General features: G+C 61.4%; 19 protein-coding genes. 12 read left to right on the forward strand and 7 right to left on the reverse strand.

Features of this window, described 5'->3' with window-relative positions; genetic code table 11:
* Positions 1 to 10: 10 nt before the first annotated feature.
* From J7557_RS20650 to J7557_RS20665, 4 genes are all read right to left on the reverse strand, one after another.
* Positions 11 to 2,413: a glucan 1,4-alpha-glucosidase gene (locus J7557_RS20650; protein ID WP_291422195.1), complete on the reverse strand. Its 2,403-nt coding sequence runs from the start codon at positions 2,411 to 2,413 to the stop codon at positions 11 to 13.
* A gap of 326 nt (positions 2,414 to 2,739) precedes the next feature.
* Positions 2,740 to 3,813, reverse strand: a complete 1,074-nt coding sequence (locus J7557_RS20655) for a glycine betaine/L-proline ABC transporter ATP-binding protein (RefSeq protein ID WP_367272920.1) — start codon at positions 3,811 to 3,813, stop codon at positions 2,740 to 2,742.
* A gap of 1 nt (position 3,814) precedes the next feature.
* Positions 3,815 to 4,684 carry a proline/glycine betaine ABC transporter permease gene (locus J7557_RS20660; RefSeq protein ID WP_291422197.1) on the reverse strand — a complete coding sequence of 290 codons (870 nt, stop codon included), beginning with the start codon at positions 4,682 to 4,684 and terminating at the stop codon, positions 3,815 to 3,817.
* 119 nt (positions 4,685 to 4,803) lie between these two features.
* Positions 4,804 to 5,832: a glycine betaine ABC transporter substrate-binding protein gene (locus tag J7557_RS20665; RefSeq protein WP_291422199.1), complete on the reverse strand. Its 1,029-nt coding sequence runs from the start codon at positions 5,830 to 5,832 to the stop codon at positions 4,804 to 4,806.
* A gap of 497 nt (positions 5,833 to 6,329) precedes the next feature.
* Here J7557_RS20665 and J7557_RS20670 point away from each other — a divergent pair, with 497 nt between their 5' ends.
* The 6 genes from J7557_RS20670 to J7557_RS20695 all read left to right on the forward strand — a co-directional run bounded on the left by J7557_RS20670 (position 6,330) and on the right by J7557_RS20695 (position 12,836).
* Positions 6,330 to 7,406: a LacI family DNA-binding transcriptional regulator gene (locus J7557_RS20670; protein WP_291422201.1), complete on the forward strand. Its 1,077-nt coding sequence runs from the start codon at positions 6,330 to 6,332 to the stop codon at positions 7,404 to 7,406.
* Positions 7,403 to 8,671: an extracellular solute-binding protein gene (locus J7557_RS20675; protein ID WP_291422203.1), complete on the forward strand. Its 1,269-nt coding sequence runs from the start codon at positions 7,403 to 7,405 to the stop codon at positions 8,669 to 8,671. The genes J7557_RS20670 and J7557_RS20675 overlap by 4 nt, the downstream gene beginning before the upstream one ends.
* A gap of 74 nt (positions 8,672 to 8,745) precedes the next feature.
* On the forward strand, positions 8,746 to 9,828 hold the full coding sequence (locus tag J7557_RS20680) for a carbohydrate ABC transporter permease (protein WP_291422205.1): 1,083 nt from the start codon (positions 8,746 to 8,748) through the stop codon (positions 9,826 to 9,828).
* 3 nt (positions 9,829 to 9,831) lie between these two features.
* Positions 9,832 to 10,710, forward strand: a complete 879-nt coding sequence (locus J7557_RS20685; RefSeq protein ID WP_291422207.1) for a carbohydrate ABC transporter permease — start codon at positions 9,832 to 9,834, stop codon at positions 10,708 to 10,710.
* Between the two features lie 27 nt (positions 10,711 to 10,737).
* Positions 10,738 to 11,730 (forward strand): hypothetical protein, encoded by a 993-nt coding sequence (locus J7557_RS20690; protein ID WP_291422209.1) that lies wholly within the window; start codon positions 10,738 to 10,740, stop codon positions 11,728 to 11,730.
* A gap of 20 nt (positions 11,731 to 11,750) precedes the next feature.
* Entirely contained in the window at positions 11,751 to 12,836 is a 1,086-nt protein-coding gene (locus tag J7557_RS20695; RefSeq protein ID WP_291422211.1) for an ABC transporter ATP-binding protein, read from the forward strand.
* 51 nt (positions 12,837 to 12,887) lie between these two features.
* On the opposite strand, the gene J7557_RS20700 is transcribed toward J7557_RS20695, so the two are convergent.
* Complete coding sequence (locus J7557_RS20700) at positions 12,888 to 13,529, reverse strand: DUF1028 domain-containing protein (RefSeq protein WP_291422213.1); 642 nt, start codon at positions 13,527 to 13,529, stop codon at positions 12,888 to 12,890.
* A 201-nt stretch (positions 13,530 to 13,730) separates the two neighbouring features.
* Between J7557_RS20700 and J7557_RS20705 the strand changes: the two genes are divergently transcribed.
* The 6 genes from J7557_RS20705 to J7557_RS20730 all read left to right on the forward strand — a co-directional run bounded on the left by J7557_RS20705 (position 13,731) and on the right by J7557_RS20730 (position 20,760).
* Positions 13,731 to 15,227, forward strand: coding sequence for an ABC transporter substrate-binding protein (locus tag J7557_RS20705; protein ID WP_291422505.1), 1,497 nt, complete (start codon positions 13,731 to 13,733; stop codon positions 15,225 to 15,227).
* 179 nt (positions 15,228 to 15,406) lie between these two features.
* Positions 15,407 to 16,354, forward strand: a complete 948-nt coding sequence (locus tag J7557_RS20710) for an ABC transporter permease (RefSeq protein WP_291422215.1) — start codon at positions 15,407 to 15,409, stop codon at positions 16,352 to 16,354.
* On the forward strand, positions 16,351 to 18,132 hold the full coding sequence (locus J7557_RS20715; protein WP_291422217.1) for a dipeptide/oligopeptide/nickel ABC transporter permease/ATP-binding protein: 1,782 nt from the start codon (positions 16,351 to 16,353) through the stop codon (positions 18,130 to 18,132). The genes J7557_RS20710 and J7557_RS20715 overlap by 4 nt, the downstream gene beginning before the upstream one ends.
* Positions 18,129 to 18,938: an ATP-binding cassette domain-containing protein gene (locus tag J7557_RS20720; protein ID WP_291422219.1), complete on the forward strand. Its 810-nt coding sequence runs from the start codon at positions 18,129 to 18,131 to the stop codon at positions 18,936 to 18,938. The genes J7557_RS20715 and J7557_RS20720 overlap by 4 nt, the downstream gene beginning before the upstream one ends.
* Positions 18,935 to 19,729 (forward strand): FadR/GntR family transcriptional regulator, encoded by a 795-nt coding sequence (locus tag J7557_RS20725; RefSeq protein ID WP_291422221.1) that lies wholly within the window; start codon positions 18,935 to 18,937, stop codon positions 19,727 to 19,729. The genes J7557_RS20720 and J7557_RS20725 overlap by 4 nt, the downstream gene beginning before the upstream one ends.
* Complete coding sequence (locus J7557_RS20730; RefSeq protein WP_291422224.1) at positions 19,726 to 20,760, forward strand: osmoprotectant NAGGN system M42 family peptidase; 1,035 nt, start codon at positions 19,726 to 19,728, stop codon at positions 20,758 to 20,760. Before J7557_RS20725 ends, J7557_RS20730 begins: the two co-directional genes overlap by 4 nt.
* A gap of 143 nt (positions 20,761 to 20,903) precedes the next feature.
* Here J7557_RS20730 and J7557_RS20735 read toward each other — a convergent pair whose 3' ends face one another.
* On the reverse strand, positions 20,904 to 21,059 hold the full coding sequence (locus tag J7557_RS20735) for a hypothetical protein (protein ID WP_291422226.1): 156 nt from the start codon (positions 21,057 to 21,059) through the stop codon (positions 20,904 to 20,906).
* A gap of 204 nt (positions 21,060 to 21,263) precedes the next feature.
* Positions 21,264 to 21,953: a DUF2270 domain-containing protein gene (locus J7557_RS20740; RefSeq protein ID WP_291422228.1), complete on the reverse strand. Its 690-nt coding sequence runs from the start codon at positions 21,951 to 21,953 to the stop codon at positions 21,264 to 21,266.
* Between the last annotated feature and the right edge of the window lie 13 nt (positions 21,954 to 21,966).

The following is a 21,966-nucleotide window of genomic DNA, read 5'->3' on the forward strand; positions in this document are numbered from 1 at the left end:
TGTTTGACGCTTATTCGCCGACCACCTGGACCCTATATTCAGATGGGTCCCAGCGCTCGCCGTCGAGCCAGAAGAAGGTGAAGACCACCGCCCTTCCCGGCTCTAGTTTGGATATGTCGAGATCGGCCACGTAGGTTCCAAGACCACTTTCGCGCGTTTTCGTGTCAGTTGCTGACTGCCAATCGTCGAGTCCCCAATGCACAAGGGCGGGCTCAGTCAGTTCGAGCCGCAGCGTTTTACCGGGCGGCACGCGGGTGATGGCGTTATTGAGCCGCCAGATACGCAGGTGTGATGGCGTCTTCCTGGCGATATAGCGCGCATACGTCTGCGGCGGCATATCGAACACAGCGCCGTCGGCGAGCGAGCGCAGAAGCTTGATGTGCTCGGCATGGGCCCAAACAAGCGGCATGGCACTACCCGACGGCCGCCCAAGGAATAGCTCGCGATCGGGAATGTCGGCTGCGTCCCAGCTTTGCTCTGGAAGGAGGCCTTCGACGCTCGCCGACGCTTCGAGGGTCTCCAGGAGCCGTTCGGCCTCTTCGGGCCGCCCGGCGCAAAGCTCATAATGCGCGCGTTCGCCTGCGAGCAAGGGCCAGGCACGACCCTGCCCCGTGCCGTTGAAGGAGGAGCCATCGACGTGCTCGCCATAGCCATCGCCGGTATAGCGATACCAGAGCGGGCCTTGCGGCAGCTCCACCTTGAGGGTGGCGTCGATCATCCTGATAGTATCGAGAATGCGCGGATCGTCTGCAGCGCGCAGGCCGAAACGCACAAGGGCCAGTGCGTCGGGGCTAACGACATTCCGGGTCGGCAGTTCGGATTTGCCGGTGATCTGGTTGCGGATAACGGTCACGCCGGAACCGGCATCGGCGATATCGGTGGTCCGGTCATTGCCCATGCGAACATAGTAGCCGCCAACGCCGAGACCGGGGTCGGGATCGCCGACATAGGTCCAATTTTCGATCTGCTCGTTCCAACAATCCGCCGTCTCGCGCAGGTGTTTTCCGGCCCCTTCGTCTCCGAGAAGGTCGGCCGCGGCGAGGAGAGCGGCGATCTCGACCGAAAGCGTAAAGGGGCTGTAGCCGCCGTCCTCCTCCCAACGATCCTGGCGACTGGCCGGACCATTGGCGATGATATAGCCGGCGGCGGCCCGGACCATGGGCAGATAACGCTGCAATGCCTCGCCCTTGAGAACGCCCTCGCGCCGCAACAGGTCGGCCAGGAGGATAGGGAAAGCGCATTCATCCATCTGGACGCCGCGCCAATAAGGCCTGCCATCGAGCCACATGTTCTGAGCCCAATGGCCGGAGGACAATTGCACCTCGCGCAGATATTCAAGGATGCTCCAGGCCTCGCGATGATCGCCGGCCGCCAGAAAACCGCCTGCGGTTTCGACGAGATCACGCGGCCACACCAGGTGGTAGCCGCCCATATCGTCGTCGCCTTTGCTTGTGCCCCAGGGGACGGAGAGGCTTGCGACCACCGCTCCCGGTCGATCGACGGCTCGGTGGCTGGCGAGGACCGCAGTCGACACCCGATAGGCATTGATCTTGCCAGGCACAGATCTGTCAAGATTGTTCAAGCCAGCCTGCCAGCCACGCCAGTTTTTGCAGTAATCGGCAACGGCTTTGTCCCAGCCACCGCGCAGGCTTTCGAGCACATTGGCCCCGGCTTCGGTCTCGGACTGGCCAAAACCGAGGACCAGATCGACGCGGTTCTGCTCACCAAAGCCGATCTCGGCAGTGATGGCGACATTGCCGTCGTCGGCGCGCTGATATTGCGGATCGAGCAGGCCGGTCTTGCTCAATTGCTGGAACCCATCGGACTGTCCGACGAATCCAACGGAGCGGCTACGCCAGGGCAGTGAACCTCCGAGCGCCAGATAGCGCGAGCGCCCGCTGGCATAGAGCAGCGTCACATCGCGTTGCGCGCTGATCCATGCGGAATTGCCCATTCCGGCATTGACGAGATGCGGGGCAAGCAGCGCATAGATGCGATAGTCGGCCAGGGTTCCAACGAGCGGGATAAAGCTGATCCGCTGGATGAGGGCGGGACGATCAGGATCAGTGATGATCTGCTTTTCAATCCGATATCGACCATCTCTCGCCGTGTTGACGATGTGGAACGCCGGCACGCCATCTTCGAGATGGGTCGTCGTGCTTTGGCAATCGCGCTTCTCTTCGGAGAAATAGCCGTCCGGCCCGGTGATCAGGAGTTCGAAGTCGCGCGTGCAGGCACTGTCGACGCGCGGGTAGTAGACTTCGTTCAGAACGCCGTGGCTAAGGGTGAACCAGACCGGGGATTTTCGGGATAGGGCCGTGCCTACACCACTCTTGGCACTGGACGTCCATCTGGGCGTGATGCCAGGCGCGCCGGGAGCAAAGTCAAGCAAATCGGCTTTCGAAAGTACCATGGCATAGCCTCGCAAGCCACGACAACTGCCCCCAGGAGCGAGCCCAAAAAGCGTAGCCAATAAGCAACTTATGGCTCCAATGGGCCGCACCGCAAGGCCCCGATGACGCGCGAGATTGGGTGCTGTCGCTTACCCCGATCTCCGTGCTGGACCAAGCACGGACGAAGCGTCCCCCCTTGTATGGGATGCCAACTGCCTTACGGCAGGCTATCGTCGGCAAACCTCGCCGGCGAGAGCCTTTGAGCATCGATCTGGTCGGTCCCTTCTATCACGGACTGAGACTTCGCCTGGTCCAATATGGCTTGAGTGCCGACGGTAAGGCGTGCCTAGTTCAGGCCAGGAGTATGACGCGCAATGGCCTTGATGACCTGCTTGGCTGTAACTCGACCTATTTGGCGACCGTCACTGTCCTGCACGCCAACCCATTGATGTTCGGCAAACAATGGCAGGACATCCTCACACCGTGCGTCTTGGGAAACGGACGCCTGGCAATGCTCGTGCTCGCCCCTTTCCATGATCGATCGAACATGGATGGCTCGGGCCTTGTTCACCTCGCGGACGAATTCCTCGATGTGCTCGTTTGCAGGTCGCAGCACGATATCTTCGGGTTTGCCGACCTGCTGCACTGCGCCATCCTTCAGCACCGCAATGCGATCGCCGATCTTGAGGGCTTCATCGAAGTCATGGGTGATGAACAAGATGGTCTTGCCCAGCGTCTTTTGCAGTTCGATCAATTGGTCCTGCATGCCCGAGCGGATCAGCGGATCGAGCGCTGAGAAAGCCTCGTCCATGAGGATGATCTCCGTATCGAGCGCGAGAGCGCGAGCAAGGCCCACGCGCTGCTGCTGCCCGCCGGAAAGCTGGCGGGGGCGCGACTGTTCGTAGCCGGAAAGGCCGACGATCTCGATCCATTTGGCCGCTTCCTTGAGCCGTTCGGCCTTCGGCACGCCTCGCACTTCGAGGCCATAGGCGACATTGTCGATGACCGATCGGTGCGGCATGAGGCCGAACTTTTGGAAAACCATCGCCACCTGGGTTCGCCGATAGGTGCGAAGCTGATTGAGGCTCATCTTGAGCACGTCCGTGCCGTTGACAACGATCTCACCTGCCGTCGGCTCGATCAGACGGTTGACGTGGCGGATGAGGGTCGACTTGCCGGAACCGGAAAGGCCCATGACCACGAAAATCTGGCCACGCGCGATGTCGAGCGAGACATTGTCGAGACCAACGACGTGATTGGTCTCTGCCTGCACCTCGGCCTTGGATTTTCCGGACTGCAACAGGGCCAGGGCCTCCTGCGGCTTGTCGCCGAAAATCTTGGTGACGCCGCGCATGGCGATGGCGATGGCGAGGTCAGTCATGTCTGTCGGGTCAGTCTTGATATCTGTCATGGCGTTCATGTCAGCGTGCCTCCGCGAGGCCGATGCGCCCTTGCAATTGTTTGCCGAAGGATTGGGTGACGCGATCGAAGATGATCGCGAGAGCGACGATGCCGAGGCCGGCAAAAAGGCCGCGGCTGACCTCGAGGCGGCCGATGCCCTGCAGCACCTGATAGCCAAGCCCCCCTGCGCCGATCATCGAGGCGATAACGACCATGGCGAGGGCCATCATCGTGGTCTGGTTGATGCCGGCCAGAATGGTCGGCAACGCCAGCGGAATCTGCACGCCGAAAAGGCGTTGGCGCGGATTGGTGCCGAAGGCGCGGCTTGCTTCCATGACGGCCGGGTCGACGGAGCGCAGGCCGAGATCAGTGAGACGCACCAGCGGCGGCGCGGCATAGACGATAGTGGCGATCAGCGCCGGAATCTTGCCTGGCCCAAAGATCATCACCGTGGGAATGAGATAGACGAAACTCGGCAGCGTCTGCATCAGGTCGAGCACGGGCGTAACGACGTTGCGGACGTTAAGCGAGCGGCTCATCCAGACTCCGACCGGGATGGAAACGAGGATGGCCGTGATGGTCGCAGCGATCATCAGTGCCATGGTCGTCATGGCATCCTTCCAGAGGTCCATGACGCCCAGGAAGAGAAGCGAAAGGAGCACGATTACCGGCAGCTTCCAACTGCGGGTGGCGAGCCAGGCGACCCCCACGAGAATGGCCATGATGAGCCACCAGGGTGTCGCGACCAGCAGGTCTTCGATGGCCTTGAGCAGCATGAGCAACGGATAGGCAGCCGCTTCAAATTCGTCGCCCCAATTGCGCACGACCCAATTGAGGCCGTCATCGATGGCGCGGCGCAGGGGCTTTGTGTCGATCAGTTCAGGAAACACGTCTTCTTCTTTCGCAAAGGACGCGCGATGCTGAAACGCGTTCCCTGGCGCATTCGGGCATCACGCGAAGGTGGCCGGGCTTGCAGCCCAGCCACTTCGATTTTTGTCTCTAGCAAGAGCTAGTTGAGGGTCGCCTTGACCTTGTCGGCCACATCGGCGGAGACCCAGGTGCTCCAGAGATCTTCCTTGGTCTTGAGGAAGTTCTGGGCGGTTGCGGCGGCATCAGCCTGGTTCTCATCGCCATAGACCAGCAGTTCGCTGATTTCGGCATTGGTGAGACCGACCTTGGTGAAATATTCGGCGACGGCGGGCGCGTCTTCCTGTAGCCAGGCAGCAGCGCCGACGACGGCAGGCGAGGACGGATAGGCGGTTACGCCCGCAGGTTCGTCGCAATCAGGATCGGTGTTGCAGGCATAGACGTCGGGCTTGGTTTCACCGAGGTCGAGCTGCACGGCGTCGTACTTGCCGAGGATGGCCGTTGGCCCCCAATAATAGAATAGGATTGGCTCTTCACGCGTGAAGGCGCGGGCAATCGAGGCATCCAGCGCACCACCCGACCCGGGCGAGAACAGGTTCCAGGCGCCTTCCATGTCATAGGCTGCAAAGAGCGCCGTTGTCGAAAGTTCGCAAGCCCAGCCCGGCGGGCAGGAATAAAGGCGCCCCTGGCTGGGTTCCTCGGGATCGGCGAAAAGATCTGGGCGCGCAATCACAGCTTCCGCCGTCGTCAGCTCGGGATGCGCTTCCTGCACATAGCGCGGAATGAACCAGCCCTCGACCGTGCCATCGGTAATGGCGTCGGAAAGCTGAACCACATCCCCGGCGGCAATGCCTTCGGCCCATGGTTCTTCGATCGTGCTGGTCCAAAGCTCGGGAGCGACGGCCGGCGTGCCGCGCGTCAACATGGACGAGGAAGTGGGAACTGTGTCGCCGGTGACAATCTCGACGCTACAGTCAAAACCGGCTTCGAGAATGGTGGCGTGGATATGGGCCAACGCAGCGGCGGATGGCCAGGTCATTTCGGCAATATCGATAGTCTTGTCTGTGCCGCAGGCCGATCCGGCGCTGTCCTGCGCCAAGGCACCTGGAATAGTGGTCGAAAAAAGGGCGAGCGTCATCGCGGCGGCAATGCCACCGGATTTCAAAATCATCAGGTCTTCTCCTGCAGTTTTCGGATGCCCAGACCGTAGAAACTCAAAGCGCCCATGTCAAATTTCGCATTACTTCGGGCAGTAAACTAAATATGTCTGATTTTTTCCTCATTATACCTCCGCTCAAATTGCTCAATTAAGTTCTGTCACCAATAATTTCTTCAGAAGAACCCTGAATTATAATTGCGAGTAGAGCGCCGTCGTAATACAAAATATTTCTCACAGTGAGTTCAATATCAGAAACACCCGGTTTCTGGCGCATTTTCGCCGCAAAGCGACCATTCGGGCTCGACGACGATTTCTTAGCCAACCTCCTGCTGTCGACGCCACCCTCCAATCTCCCATCGGGCGGGATTGACTCACAAAACGCCTGATGCGTATATGACACCGATGTCATGACATCGGTGTCACTATCACCGGGAAGACATCGCGGTAGATCTGATTGCAAGGATGCGAGAGACGCATCGTGTCAAACAGACCCACCGAGGGAGGATCGCATGGCCACAATTTATGACGTTGCGAAAGCTGCGGGCGTATCGCCCAAGACCGTCAGCCGCGTGATGAACGGGGACGCGCCCGTCAATGAAAAGACGCGCGAAGCCGTCGAAGCAGCTATGGCCTCGTTGAATTACTCGCCCTCGAGCGCCGCTCGTGCCATGCGCTCGCAGCGTTCGGGCCTGATCGGCATGATTACCGGCGCCATCAGCACCACGCACCAGTTCGAAGACACCGGCCTGCCGGAAATCTACCTCGTGCAGGGCGCACAGCGCGTCATTGCCCAAAGCAATCGTACGCTGCTGATTGCCGATAGCGGCGGTCAGGCTGATCGCATCCCTGCCCTCCTTCAAACGTTCCGCGAGCATCGCGTCGAAGGGGTGCTTTACGTTGCCGAATATCACCGTGAGGTGGGCCTCCCGGCCAATCTGCGTGACCGTCCCATCGTCCTCGTCAACTGCTTCGATACCGATGACACACCGGCAGTTCTGCCGGATGACGAAGGCGGGCAGTTCGCCTTGGTAGACGGCCTCATCAAGCGCGGCCATCGCCGCATCGGCTTCCTCACCCTGCCCGAGCAACAGATCGCCCACGGCCTGCGCGCCGAAGGGTATGTTCGCGCGCTCAAGACCAACGGCATCGAATTCGACGAGCGACTTATGCAGGTCGGCGCACTGCCCATTCCGGCCAATGAGTTTGACCTGCTCTGGGACGCGCTCGACCGCGTCCTGCGCGCCGAACCGACCGTGATCTGTTGTGCCAACGACAAAATGGCAATGCGTGTCTATGGCCTGCTGCGCGAGCGCGGCCTAGCCATTCCCCGCGACATTTCGGTGGCCGGCTATGACGACTACCGCATGATCGCCGAACATCTGCATCCCGGGCTCACCAGCGCTCAGCTTCCCTATGCCGCCATGGGGGCACGCGCCGCCGACAAGCTTCTGCGTCTCATCGCCGGCACGCAACGCCCGGACGAACCGGCCCATGAGCTGGTGTCAGGCCCTGTCGTTTGGCGCGACAGCGTCCAGCCGCGCGACAACACCATCACCCATCTATCTACCAGGAGGAAAGACACGTGAAATCCCTAAGCATTCTGGCCGCAACGCTGGCCTTCAGCACTGCCCTTGGCGGCGCCGCTTTTGCCCAGACGAACCTGACCATGTGGTATCACGGCGCCGGCAGCACGGTGGAACGTGACCTGATCAACGGCATCATCACCGATTTCAACGGCTCGCAGACCGATTGGAAAGTCTCGCTGCAGGAATTCCCGCAGGCCGCCTACAATGACTCTGTCGTTGCCGCAGCCGTTGCCGGCAACCTGCCCGATATCATCGACGTCGATGGTCCCGTCATGCCCAACTGGGCCTGGGCCGGCTATATGCAGCCGCTCCAGCTTTCCGAAGGCGCGCTCGATGGCTTCCTGCCCGGCGCCATCGGCAAATACAACGACCAGGTCTACTCGGTCGGCCTCTGGGACGCTGCGGTGGCCATGTATGCGCGCAAGTCGACGCTTGAAAAGTTCGACATCCGCGTGCCGACCCTCGAAGAACCTTGGACGCGCGAAGAGTTCGACGGCATTCTTGAAACTCTCAAGGCCTCAGGCGAATTCGACTATCCGCTGAACCTCGGCATGGCCGACCAGGGCGAATGGTATCCCTACGCCTTCGCACCATTCCTTTGGAGCTTTGGTGGCGATCTGGTTGACCGCACATCCTATGAGACCGCCGAAGGCGCGCTCAATGGCGACGCAGCGGTCGAGTTCGGCGAATGGTGGCAGAGCCTTTTCACCAACAACTATGTGCCCGGCACCAGCCAGGACATGGCAAGCCACGAAACCGGCTTCATCGATGGCGATTATGCGCTGCAGTGGAACGGCAATTGGGTAGCGGTGAAAACGCTCGAAGCCCTCGGCGACGACGTGCTCTTCCTCCCCGCACCTGACTTCGGCAACGGTCCCAAGATCGGCGGCGCATCCTGGCAGTTCGGCGTGTCGTCGACCTCGGCCCATCCCGATGGCGCCAGCGCCTTTATCGAATTCGCCCTGCAGCCAAAATATCTGGCCGCCTTCTCCGATGGCATAGGCCTGATCCCGGCCACGGCTGAGGCTGCGGCCTTGACCAAGAACTATGCCCCCGGCGGCGCGCTCGAGAGCTTCTACGCCCTCTCGGAGAAGCAGGCCATGCTGCGTCCGGTGACCCCGGGCTATGTGTTCGAGGCGCTCGAATTCCGCAAGGCCCTGTCGGACATCGCCAATGGCGCCGACGTCGTCGATGCCCTTGATGCGGCAACCGACGCCATCAACGCCGATATCGCGCGCAACAACAACTACGCCGCCGCGCAGTAACCTCTCCCTCCCGAGCACGGTCGGCCCGGATCATTCTGGGCCGGCCTCCCGGCACGTCTTCAAGGCAGTCGCACATGCGCCCCAACCAGACCAAATCGCTGCAGTCCAATACGCTCGCCGGATGGCTGATGAGCGGCCCTGCTTTGCTCTTGATCACGCTTTTCCTGATCGTGCCATTTCTCCTTGCCTTCTGGTTTTCCTTCACTAACCAGCGGCTGATCTCGCCCAATCCGACCCAATTCGTCGGCACCTCGAACTTCGAGCAGTTGCTCGGTGTCGGCACCCTGGTGCTGGAGCCAGAAACGGCCGAAGACGGCAGCCTTGTCGTCAGCGACAAAGGCGAACTGAGCTATCCGCGCGTGCGCGATTTCACACGCAACAATCCCGACTTTCAGCATCTCAACGGCATGCGCGAATGGTTCGGCTGGGACTGGGGCAATACCAGGGTTCTGGTGCTGGCCCGCGACCTCGTCTTCATGAAGGCGCTGACCAATACGCTCTTCTTCGTCGCCGTCGTCGCGCCGCTGCAATCGCTGATTGCGCTTCTTTTGGCGCTGATGATCAATCAGAAGCTGCGCGGCATAAACGTCTTCCGTACCGTCTATTTTATGCCGGTCGTCGTCTCGATCGTCGTCGTCTCGCTCCTCTGGCGCTTCATCTATGACGGGCGCAGCGGGCTTCTGAACAACCTCTTGCAGTTTCTCTCCTTCGGGCATTTCAGGCCGGTCGATTGGCTCGGCAATCCTGACACGGCCATGTGGGCGATCATCGTCATGTCGATCTGGCAGGCGGTTGGCTTTCATATGGTGATCTGGCTGGCGGGGCTGCAGAACATTCCGCTCACGCTTTACGAAGCCGCCGATATCGAGGGCGCGTCAAGCTGGCAGAAATTCCGCTTCGTCACCTGGCCGGGCCTGCGCAACACCGCCGTCCTGATCCTCGTCGTCATCACCATGCAGGCCTTTGCGCTCTTCTCGCAAATCGACGTCATGACCAATGGCGGGCCGCTCGATTCCACCCAGACGCTGGTCTTCCAGGCCGTGCAGCGCGGTTATGAGCAACAGAACATTGCCGGTGGCTCCGCCATCTCAGTGCTCCTGTTCCTCATGGTGCTGGCGATCTCGCTGGTCCAGCGCTACCTAACCCGGGAGCGCTAGGAAATGGCCGCTGTCACTTCCCCCAACCAACGCCTCAAGATCAGCCTCAAATATCTGCTGCTGATCCTCGTCGCCCTGGTTTTTGTCTTCCCCATCGTCTTCATGGTGGTGAGCTCGTTCAAGCCGGACCTGCAATTGCTGCGCGATACGTCCTCATTCGCCGCTTTCCTGCCGGTCGGGGATATCTCCCTCGACAATTACTTCGCGGCATTCCGGCGCGCGCCGGTGGGCCTGTTCGTCTTCAATTCCATCTTCGTGACGACACTGACCGTCCTGGGCTCGCTGTTCCTCTGCTCGATGGCCGCCTTCGCCTTCGTCTTCCTGGAATTTCGCGGCAAGGAGATTGTCCTCTCGATCATCATCGCAACGCTGATCGTGCCCTTCGAGACCATCGCAGTGCCGATGCTGATGGTGGTCAATTCCCTGCCCTGGATCGGCGGCAGCGGCATTACCTGGGGCTGGCTCAACACCTATCACGTCCAGATCGTGCCGTTCCTCGCCGATGCGCTGACCATCTTCCTCTTCGTGCAGTTCTTCCGTGATTTGCCGAAAGAGCTGATCGAAGCCGCTCGTCTCGATGGCGCCAGCTGGTTCCAGATCTATTCCATGGTCATCGTGCCGATCGCCGGCCCGGTCTTTGCGACCGCCGCGATCCTAAAATTCCTCGCCATGTACAACCAGTATCTCTGGCCGCTCATGGTCACGCAGTCCGAGCAGTTCCGGCCTGTCATGGTCGGTCTCCAATACTTCTTCCAGCTCAACACCGCCTGGGGCGAAGTCATGGCTTACCTCTCCATGATCACCCTGCCGGTCCTCGCCTTCTACCTCTTCCTGCAACGCGCCTTCATCACCTCGATCGCCTCTACCGGCATCAAGGGCTGACCCTCCCAGACTTAGAAAGACACGACATTGGTTCTCGCACTTAAAGACAAATGGATCTGGGACTTCTGGACCTATCGCGACGGCGACGACTACCACATCTATTTTCTCCAGGCCGACAACACCCTCGCCCATCCCGACATGCGCCACCGCAATGTCACCCAGGGCCATGCGGTCTCGAAGGACCTGATCAACTGGACGCACCTCGGCACCACCTTCGCCCCTGCCGCACCGACCGCCTGGGACGACTGGACCACCTGGACCGGCTCGACCCTGCGTGATGACGCTGGCCTTTGGCATCTCTTCTACACCGGCACCGAGCACGCCGAAGAAGGCATGAAGCAGCGCATCGGCCATGCCACCTCGACCGACGGGCACAACTGGACCCGCGTCGGCAATGGCCTGGCGCTCGACATTTCCGGCCCCGATTACGAAGAATATGCCCCCGGCCACTGGCACGACCGCGCCTTCCGCGACCCATGGGTGATGAAGAACCCCAAGGGCGATGGCTGGATCATGTATATGGTCGCTCGCCAGCCCGACATTGCCGAACCCAATGCCGGTGGCACGATTGGCTTTGCCACCTCGCCCGATCTCAACACCTGGACGCTGCAGCCCCCCGTTTATAAGGGCGGCATGTTCGGCCAGATGGAAGTGCCGCAGGTCTTCGAGGTCAATGGCAAGTGGTACATGCTGTTTTGCACCGATGGCTCTCACTGGTCAGAGGCCTACAAGAAGTTCAACCCTGAAAAGCCGGTTCGCGGCTCGCACTATCTCATGGCCGATGATCCGCATGGCCCCTGGGAAGTAGCCCCCGGTCCATTCTTCGATGGCGCCCAGGGCAGCCGCTATGCCGGCAAGATCGTCGAAACCGACAATGGCCTTGTCTTCATGGGCTTCCTGCACGATGCCGCCGATGGCTCCTTCATCGGTCAGGTTTCCGACCCAATCCCCGTGCGCGTGGATGCCGATGGCCTCTTGCACACCGAACTCGACAAGCTGCCCCCGGGCGCCAAGGTCTAAGCGAAAACGGAGAGAACATCATGGCTGGACTGAGCCTGCAAAACCTCCAGAAAACCTATGGCAAGGTCGAGGTCATCAAGGGCGTCAACCTTGAGATCGAGCACGGCGAATTCGTCGTGTTCGTCGGCCCGTCCGGCTGTGGCAAATCCACATTGCTCCGCATGATTGCAGGGCTTGAAGACATTACCGGCGGCGAACTCAGCATCGGCGGCCAGGTCGTCAACGCCATGCAGCCGCGCGACCGCGGCGTCGCCATGGTGTTCCAGTCCTATGCGCTCTATCCGCATATGACGGTCTACGACAATGTCGGCTTTGGCCTTCGCATCAAGAAGACGCCAAAGGACGAGCGCGACGCAAAAATCCGCGAAGCAGCGCGCATCTTGCAGATGGAGCACCTGCTCGATCGCAAGCCCGCGCAGCTCTCCGGCGGCCAGCGCCAGCGCGTCGCTATCGGCCGCGCCATCGTGCGTCAACCTGAAGTGTTCCTGTTCGACGAACCACTGTCCAATCTCGACGCGTCGCTGCGCATGGACATGCGCATGGAGATTTCAAAACTCCATCAGGATCTCGGCGCCACCATGATCTATGTGACGCACGATCAAGTCGAGGCCATGACCCTGGCCGACAAGATCGTTGTCCTCAATGCCGGCGTCGTACAGCAAGTCGGCTCACCGCTGGAGCTTTATAACCGCCCCGCAAACCTGTTCGTTGCCGGCTTCATCGGCTCGCCGAAGATGAACTTCATCGCAGTTCAGGTCGACGAAATTAAACCTGGCATGGTGACGGTGTCCGGTCCGGACATCAGAGCGGTTTCCATTCCGGTAGTCACCGATGGATTGACGGTCGGGACTGCTCTGACGCTTGGCACCCGACCCCATCAAATGCTGACGGCAGATCAGGGGGCAATCACTGCAACGGTCATGCTGGTAGAGCACTTGGGCAACGAAACGATCGTCAGCCTGCGACTTCCGTCAGGAAAGGCCATTGTCGCCGGCCTTGATGGGGACTTTCCCGTGGCCGTCGGCGATACGCTGCACCTCACCCCTGAGGCGAATAAGGCAGTCCTGTTTGATGAAGACGGCCGGTCATTGCCAATCAAATCATAACAGCGGGTCGCAATAGAGACTGACATCACACCAATCCGCAGAGGCTCTTTGTCAGCGCCGCGGCACCGACGAGAAGAAATCATGGTACTCGCCGGTCCCCGCCTGGCTCATCAGATGGCTCAATTCTTCTACCGGCTGCGCGGACAGGTCGATCCGAAGATCGAACTCGGCAAATGCTTGGGAACCATGGACGCGTAGGGCAGCCGATCCAAGCCCTCGCTTGTCTCCCCCCGCTGCTGCACCGGCCCGGAGCGCCTCAAGCAGCGTATCGGCAAAGGTGGATTTGCCGAGATGCCGATGATAGCAGGCCATCATGTCGGACAAGACGGCCTCGCCGGTGAGCAGGTTACCAGCAACGGCCACACCGACATCGACCAGGTGACCTGCAAACCCGATGCACTGGCCGCCGGTCCATCCGTCCGCAATCCCATTCCGATCCACAATGATGACCTGCCGCAGGTCAGGCTGATCATCGTTGGCCAGTGCGGTAGCCAGAGCATCGCTCGCACTCAGTTCGCCTAAGACCGCGAAAGCATCGAACGCCAGGTAGGGATTGGTCATCGCCTGCGTGGCCACCGCGCCCAGGCCGCTGCGCGTATGCGGCACCAGTGCCCCCACCATCGGCCCGGCCGTTGCCGTCGCAACGCCGAAGGCGCCGGTTTTTGGATCGCGGGCAACGATGGAAAAGGTCATGCAACATCCTCTTTGCGTCATTTATCATCATAAATTGACAGGCAGCAAATTTATGATGATAAATTACCAAGCCCTTCTCACATGGTCCCCACCGCGAGGCAAGGGCGAGGGAACGCAAGGAGGTTATCAATGATCCGCACCTGGAAAGGGCTAGCGCCGCTTTTGCTCGCCGCCACCGCCCTGGCCCTGGTCTCGCCGGCCATGGCGCAGACGCCACCCAATGTGCTTGTCGTCGGCCAGATTGCCGAACCGGCATCGCTCGACCCAAATGTGTCGACCGCCGCCAACGATTTCCGCATCGCCGTCAATATCTACGATGGGCTCGTGCGCAACACGCCCGGCACGCTCGAGATCGAGCCGGCTCTCGCCACCGACTGGACCATTTCCGAGGACGGCCTCGAATACACCTTCAACCTGCGCGAGGGCGTTGCCTTCCACGATGGCACCCCGTTCAACGCCGAAGCGGTGAAATTCAACTTCGACCGCATGTTGAAGGAAGACCACCCCTTCGCCTCGACCGGTCCCTTCCCGCTCGCCTTCTTCTTCTCCTCGGTCAAGGATGTGGAAGTGGTGGATGACCTGACGGTCAAATTCACCCTCAACGAGCCATTTGCCCCCTTCATGAGCAACCTGGCCTCCCCCACCGGCCTCATCGTCTCGCCCGCGGCGGTCGAGCAATATGGCGCCGATTACGGTCGCCATCCGGTCGGCACCGGCCCCTTCAAATTCGAGGAATGGCAGTCCAATACCAGCGTCGTCGCCTCGCGCAACGATGCCTATTGGGATGGCGCGCCATCGCTCGAAGCAGTCATCTTCCGCCCGATCACCGACGCCAATACCCGCGTTGCCGAAATGCTCTCGGGCGGCATCGACGTGCTGCTCGAAACCCCGCCCGACAATGTGGCCCAGTTCCGCAACGACGCTAATTATCAGGTCGTGGAGGCCGTCGGCCCCCATGTCTGGTATGTCATGCTCAATGCCAAGGACGGCCCCTTTGCCGACAAGCGCGTCCGTCAGGCGGTGAATTACGCGGTCAACAAGGAAAGCCTCGTCAACGACGTGCTTCAGGGCACGGCCGACGTTTCCGCCGGCCCCATCCCGCCCGCCTTCAACTGGGCCTATAACGAGGACGTCGCGCCCTATCCCTATGATCCGGAAAAGGCCAAGGCGCTCCTCGCCGAAGCCGGCGCGGAAGGCGCGAAATTGACCTTCCTCGTCACCGAGGGCGGCTCGGGCATGCTCGATCCGGTCCCCATGGGCACCGCCATCCAGGCCGATCTCGCCGCCGTCGGCCTTGATGTCGAGATCAAGACCTATGAATGGAACACCTTCCTTTCCGAAGTGAACCCCGGCCTCGAAGGCAAGGGGGATATGGCCGAAATGGCCTGGATGACTTCGGACCCCGACACCCTGCCCTTCCTCACCCTGCGCACTGCGGCCTTCCCCGCCGAGGGCGGATTTAACTCGTCCTATTATTCCAATCCGGAAGTCGACGCCCTCCTCGACAAGGCGCGCCTGTCGACCGACCCGGCCGAGCGCGGCGAACTCTACAAGGAAGTCCAGGCCATCACCCACGAAGACGCTCCCTGGCTCTTCGTCGCCAACTGGAAGCAGAACGCGGTCGTTACCAGTGCCGTAGGCGATTTCGAACTGCAGCCCGACTTCTCGCTGGTTCTGCGGGACGTGACCAAGCAGTAGAACCCAGGGCATACCCCTCACCCGTCTCGGCCTTCGACCGATCCGCCCTCTCCCACAAGGGGCGAGGGAGCTCCGGGATAGCCCGGAGCTCGGTGTCCCCTTCTCCCCTTGTGGGAGAAGGTGCCCGAAGGGCGGATGAGGGGTCGCCCCCGCCGACACCGCAGCAGGAGGACCGCCCCGTGCCCACCTACATCGCCAAACGCCTCCTCGCCGCCATCCCGGTCATCCTCGGCCTCTCCATCATCGTCTTCCTCGTGATGAAGCTGATCCCTGGCGATCCCGCCCAGGCCCTCCTCGGCTCCTATGCAACCCCCGACAATGTCGCCCGCATCAATCGCGCCCTTGGGCTCGATCGTTCCTGGCCCGAACAATATGTCATCTGGATCGGCAATCTCCTCCAAGGCGATTTCGGCCGCTCCTACATTCTCAATCGCCCCGTGATCGACGAAGTGCTCGAACGCTTCGGCGCCACGCTGATCCTTGCCGGTGCCTCTCTCGTCATCTGTTCGGTCCTCGGAATTCTCGCCGGCATCGTCTCGGCCGTGCGCCAGTTCGGCTGGACCGACCGCATCGTCACCTTCTTCGTCCTCATCGGCATCTCCATGCCGGCCTTCTTCCTCGGCCTTGTCTTCATTCTGTTCTTCGCCGTGCAGTGGCGCCTGCTCCCCGCTTCGGGCATGTATGCCGTCTATGGCGGCGGCGATCTGCCCGATCTCCTCCGCCACCTGATCCTGCCCGCCTCGACCCTCGCAATCGTTGCCACCGGCGTTGTCGCCCGCCTCACCCGCGCCGCCATGCTCGAAGTCCTGCGCCAGGATTTCATCCGTACCGCCCGCGCCAAGGGCCTCAGCGAAAACAAGGTCATCTACCGCCACGCCTTCCGCGCCGCTTTGGTCTCCATCATTCCCGTGCTCGGCATTCAGGCCGGCTTCGTGCTCGGCGGCGCCGTCTATATCGAAACCGTCTTCCAGTGGCCGGGCCTGGGGCAGATGCTGGTCAAAGCCGTCTCCACCCGAGACCTGCTCCTCGTGCAGGGCGGCGTCCTCGTTGCCGCCACCGTCTATGTTCTCGTCAACCTTCTGGCCGACGTCGCTCAGGCCCTGCTCGATCCGAGGCTCAAGGCATGACCGATCTCACGACCCCCGCCCCGGCCCGCAAACGCCGCAGCAATCTCCAATTGCTGCTCGCCAATCGCCTTGCGGCCGCAGGCCTCTTCATCTTCGGCTTCATCGTCATCCTGGCGCTGCTCGCGCCGATCCTGCCGATCCCGAACCCAGACATTACCGATCAGCCCAATCGGCTCCTGCCGCCGCTGAGCGAAGGACATCTCCTCGGCACAGATCACCTCGGCCGCGACATTCTTTCGCGTCTCATCTGGGGCACCCAGGTTTCCCTGCTGGTCGGGGTCAGCGCCACCGCGCTCGCCGCCTTCTTCGGCTCCCTCATCGGCCTCGTCGCCGGCTATGCCCGTGGCGCCACCGACAGCGTGCTCATGCGCTTTGTCGATATGCTCATGGCCTTCCCCTATATTCTGCTGGCCATCGCCATCGTCGCCGCGCTGGGCCCCGGCCTTCTCAACGCGCTCTACGCCATTGCGCTGGTCAATATCCCCTTCTTTGCCCGCAACATCCGCGGCGTCACCGTCTCGATCCGCAATCGCGAATTCGTCGATGCCGCCCGGCTTTCGGGCAAGAGCCACGCTGCCGTCCTGTTCACCGAAGTCCTCCCCAACGTCCTGCCAGTCATCGTCATCACCATGTCGACCACCGTCGGCTGGATGATCCTTGAAACGGCCGGCCTCTCCTTCCTGGGCCTCGGCGCCCAGCCGCCCACCTCCGATCTCGGCTCCATGCTCGGTCAGGCCCGCGCCCAGCTTTTTACCGCGCCTCATGCCTCCATCATTCCGGGTATAATGATCTTCGTGCTGGTGATGAGCATTAACCTGCTTGGCGATGGTGTTCGCGACGTGCTCGATCCCCGCCTCCGCTCCGGCACACTGGGCCGTCCCATGCCGGTAACGCGGATCAAGCGCTCGGCCAAGCCCAGCCTGACCCTTCCAGAGCCACCTGCCCTCGTCGTTGAAAACCTCTCGACCGGCTTCGATACCGGTGGCTCGATCACGCCCGCCGTAAACAATATCGGCTTCCGCCTCGACAAAGGCGAATGCCTGGGGCTGATCGGGGAAAGCGGCTCAGGCAAATCGGTGACCGCCCTCTCCCTTATGGGCCTCGTCGCCTCCCCACCCGGTGTCATCACTAATGGCGGCGTTTATATCGGGGGTAAGGACGTACTGTCCCTGCGCGAACAGGAGCTTATCGCTCTCCGCGGCGCCCGCGTCGCCTACGTCTTCCAGGACCCGCTGACGACGCTCCATCCGCTGTTTTCGGTTGGAGACCAGATCGCCGAAGCCGTTCTCACGCACAATCCGATTGGCAAGCGGCGGGCCCGCCAGCGCGCCATCGAACTGATGGATACCGTCGGCATCCGCGATGCATCAGGAAGGGCCAGCGCCTATCCGCACGAACTCTCGGGTGGCCAGCGGCAGCGCATCGGCATCGCAATGGCGCTCGCCAATGATCCCGACATCATCATCGCCGACGAGCCGACCACCGCGCTCGACGTCACCGTGCAGGCCCGCATTCTCGAGCTTCTGCAAAATCTGCGGCGCGAACGCGGCCTCGCACTCCTCCTCATCACCCACGATTTCGGTGTCGTGGCTGAGGTCTGCGATCGCGTCGCGGTGATGAAAAATGGCGAAATCGTCGAACAGGGCGAAACCCAGACTGTGCTGCGCGATCCCCAGCACGACTATACCAAACGCCTCATCGCCTGCGTGCCGGAGCTGGGGGAAGGCCGAAACTTCCTCGATCGCGTCCGCCCGCTCTTTCCGGAGGCAAAGGCATGAGCCAGAACGCCCTTCAAATCCGCGATCTGGTCAAAACCTTCGGCGGCGGCCGCAGTCTCTTCGGACGACAGGCGAACGAAGTGCAGGCCGTGAAAGGCATTTCGCTCGACCTCACGCGCGGAGAAACCCTCGGCATTGTCGGTGAAAGCGGTTCGGGAAAATCCACGCTCGCCCGCATGCTGGTCGGCCTCGAGCATCCCACCTCCGGCACCATGCTCATCGACAACAAGCCTTGGGCGGAGCTTGCCGCCTCGGGTCCGCGCGCCTTTGGCCGCACCATTCAATATGTCTTTCAAGATCCAGTCGCCTCGCTCAACCCGCGCAAGACCATCGGCGACATTCTCGATGTCCCCCTGCGTCTGCTCTGCGCCTATGACGGCACCCGCCGCGCCATTCGCAAGCGTGAACTGATCGACGCCGTGCAGATGCCGCTCGACACCCTTGAGCGCTATCCGCACGAATTTTCCGGCGGCCAGGCCCAGCGCATTGCCATTGCCCGCGCCCTTGCGGCCGAGGCCAGCATTCTGGTTCTCGATGAACCGGTCAGCGCACTCGATGTCTCCGTTCAGGCGCAGGTCCTCTTGCTGCTCCAGCAATTGCGTAATGACCTCGGCCTCTCCTACCTCTTCATCAGCCACGACCTGGCTGTCGTAGAATCCATTTCCGATCGTGTCGCCGTCATGTATCTCGGAGAGGTGGTGGAGGTGGGTCCCGCGGCCCAGCTCTTTGCCAAACCTGAACACGACTATACGCGGTCGCTCATTGCCAGCGCGCCGCGCCTTTCCGCACCGGATAGCGCCGCATGAGCGAAATTACCCCCCTTGATCCGCCACGCCGCAAGCGCACCGACGAAATCGTCGATGCCATCAAGCGCATGATCGTCGAACATGGCCTCGGCCCCGGCGACCGCCTACCGCAGGAACGCGACCTCATCTCCCAGTTTTCGGCCAGCAAGGGCACCGTGCGCGAAGCGCTCAAGTCTCTTGAAGTTCAGGGCCTGATATCGGTCCGCACCGGCCCCGGCGGCGGCGCTTTCATCGAGCGCATGTCCGAAGGCCGGGCCATGAGCCTTCTCTCCAATTTCCTCTTCGCCAAGAACCTGACGATCGCCAATATCTACGAGATGCGAAAGGTCCTCGAACCGCAACTGGCGGCGAGCGCTACCCCCCACATCGATGAGGCCGGCCTCAAACGCCTCGAAGCCATCATCGGGATCTACGACCACGAGCCGGCAGACCAGAACGAGCGCTGGACCCAGCGCATGGCCGAGCTCGATTTCCATGGCGTCGTCGCGGAATATTCCGACAATCCTATTCTCGCGTTCACCTGCCGCTTTCTCCAGCGCCTCCTCAAGGATCTCACCGTTGCGCAGGACATTTACGTGCAGCCCGAGCCGGTTTCGCGCGCCAGCGGCATCCAGCACCAGCGCGACCTGATCGCCGCTATGCATCGCCGTGACGCCACCGCTGCCGCCGCCATCCTCACCGAACATATGCATGAGGCCGAAAAGCATATGCTCGACCTTGAGGCCAGGCTCGAAGACCGCTTCCTCGAAGAGGTATCCCCGGTTCGAACGAGAAAGCGCCGCACCGCATGATCGACAAAGATTACCTCCTCGACCGGCTGCTGCAACTGGTCAAGACGCCGAGCCCCGTCGGCATGACCGAGCGCGCCTCGGCCCTTGTCGATACCTGGCTGCGCGATCTCGGCTATCATCCGAAATATACCCGCCGCGGCGTCCTTTACGTCGAAGTCGGCGATGGTCCGCCCCGCCGCGCCCTCGCCGCCCATCTCGACACCCTCGGCGCCATGGTGACCGAACTCAAGCCCAATGGCCGCCTTGCCCTCCGCAACACCGGCACCTGGGCTGCCCGCTTCGCCGAAGGCGCCCGCGTCACCATCTTTTCCGACCATGCCGAGCACCGCGGCACTATCCTGCCGCTCAAAGCCTCAGGCCACCGCTTCAACACCGAGGTCGATACCCAGTCCTCCGATTGGGACAACCTCGAAATCCGTGTCGATGCCACCCTGCCCGACCGTGACGCCCTCCTCGCCGCCGGCTTCAATGTCGGCGACATGGTCGCCATCGACGCGCAGCCCGAAGTGGTCGACGGTTTCATCATCTCACGCCATCTCGACGACAAGGCCGGCTGCGCCACCCTCCTCGCCGTCCTCAAGGCGATTGCCGAAGGCAAAGTGAACGTCGCGGTGCCCTTCCAGGCCATGTTCACCATCGCCGAAGAAATCGGCATCGGCGGCACGCACGGCTTCGGCCCCGAGGTCGAAGAACTGCTCGCCATCGACAACGCCGTCACCGCTCCCAACCAGACCTCGCGCGACGACGCCGTCACCATCGCCATGCGTGACCGCCAGGGTCCCTTTGACGCCCGGATGACGCGCCAAATGTTAACAGTCTGTCAGCAGAACCATATCCCATTCGTGCGCGATACCTTCCGCCACTACCGCTCCGACAGCGCCGCCGCCGTCGAAGCCGGCTGGGATATCCGCGTTGGCCTTATCTGCTTTTCCCTCGACAGCTCCCACGGCTGGGAACGCACCCACATGGCCTCGCTCACCGCGCTGGCACGCGCCATTGTAGGCTATCTGGCGACCCCTCTTCCAAGCTAAAATACCAGGCACCGGCGTCGATCTCGGCCTATAGGTTATCAAGCCCGCGCCCGGAAACCGAGGGGTTGTGAACTCGGGCGGAAGCGGCATTAGGCATTAGCCGACCTTCATCGATGGCTTCATCCCCGCTTCGGTCTTCAAGCTCAACCGCAATAGTATGGCTGCGCCTGATCCCGCGATCTGGTCGCAAATCCGTGCGGCTTGTCGGCAATTACGATGATGGCAAGGCTTGTTCGACCGACCTCGTTCCCTATGGCGGCGATCGCACCGGAGATGAACGCCGAGTAGACGATGATCATGATGGATCGGCAGTCCAGGGTCTGTGCCCCTGGCGAATGGCAGCCGATGGAATTTGCCGACCAGCGAAGGAGCAATTGGCCGACGATACGCGATACCGAGATCTTTGGCTCCATATCGGGGATCGATGAGTGGGCATTGTCGAGAACTAGACGACGCCGGCTCCGTGGTCACCTCGAATAGAATGGTCCTTCCACCGGGTGTGTTCACACTCGGACTTCGTCGCCCCCGCGCTCGCGCGTTGAATAGGTTGCATAGAGCAGGCACGCATAAACTGCTGCAACGATCGCGACCATCAGCCAACCCGGCACTGGCCCGGTGGACGCCTGTTCGACGAGAACAGCGAGTGGCCGATCTGGGTCGAGGTGGACGCCCGCCTGCAAGTCCGGCGACGCGATCTTGAGCAGCCATGCCATAAGCAGGATGAGGAACATCCAGATATAATTCCGCCGTAGCCGCCGGCCCATCGCTCGCCAGAACGAGATGCGGAACTTGGGATGTCGCAGATCCCGGGCCAACATCAGGAGCCACGGCTCGGGGCCGCTTTGCGTTTCCGGCCCGAACAACTGCCCGAAATAGTGGCGCTCGAACTGGCGCACCCTCATCCGGTAGACATCAAAGAAACGATAGCGCCGCGCCTCGACCCCGAGGAGCAGCATCACGATGACCATGGCGAAAAGCACGAGGCCATGGTGTGCCGTGGGGGTCGACAGGGTCACCGAGAGCATGGCAGCAACAACGGTGATGGCCCAGTTGGTCGTCAAATCGAGCCGGGATCGCCAGGTGTTCATCCGGCCCATCTCGGCGCGATAGTAGTGGATCATGGCATTTGTCGCCTCTGCCGATGTCGTTGGCAGGGAAGCCACCGCAGAAGGCGGGTTTTCCGGTCTGTTCATGTCGATCTCCTTC

The organism is Devosia sp., assembly GCF_017744655.1.
Classification (GTDB): domain Bacteria; phylum Pseudomonadota; class Alphaproteobacteria; order Rhizobiales; family Devosiaceae; genus Devosia.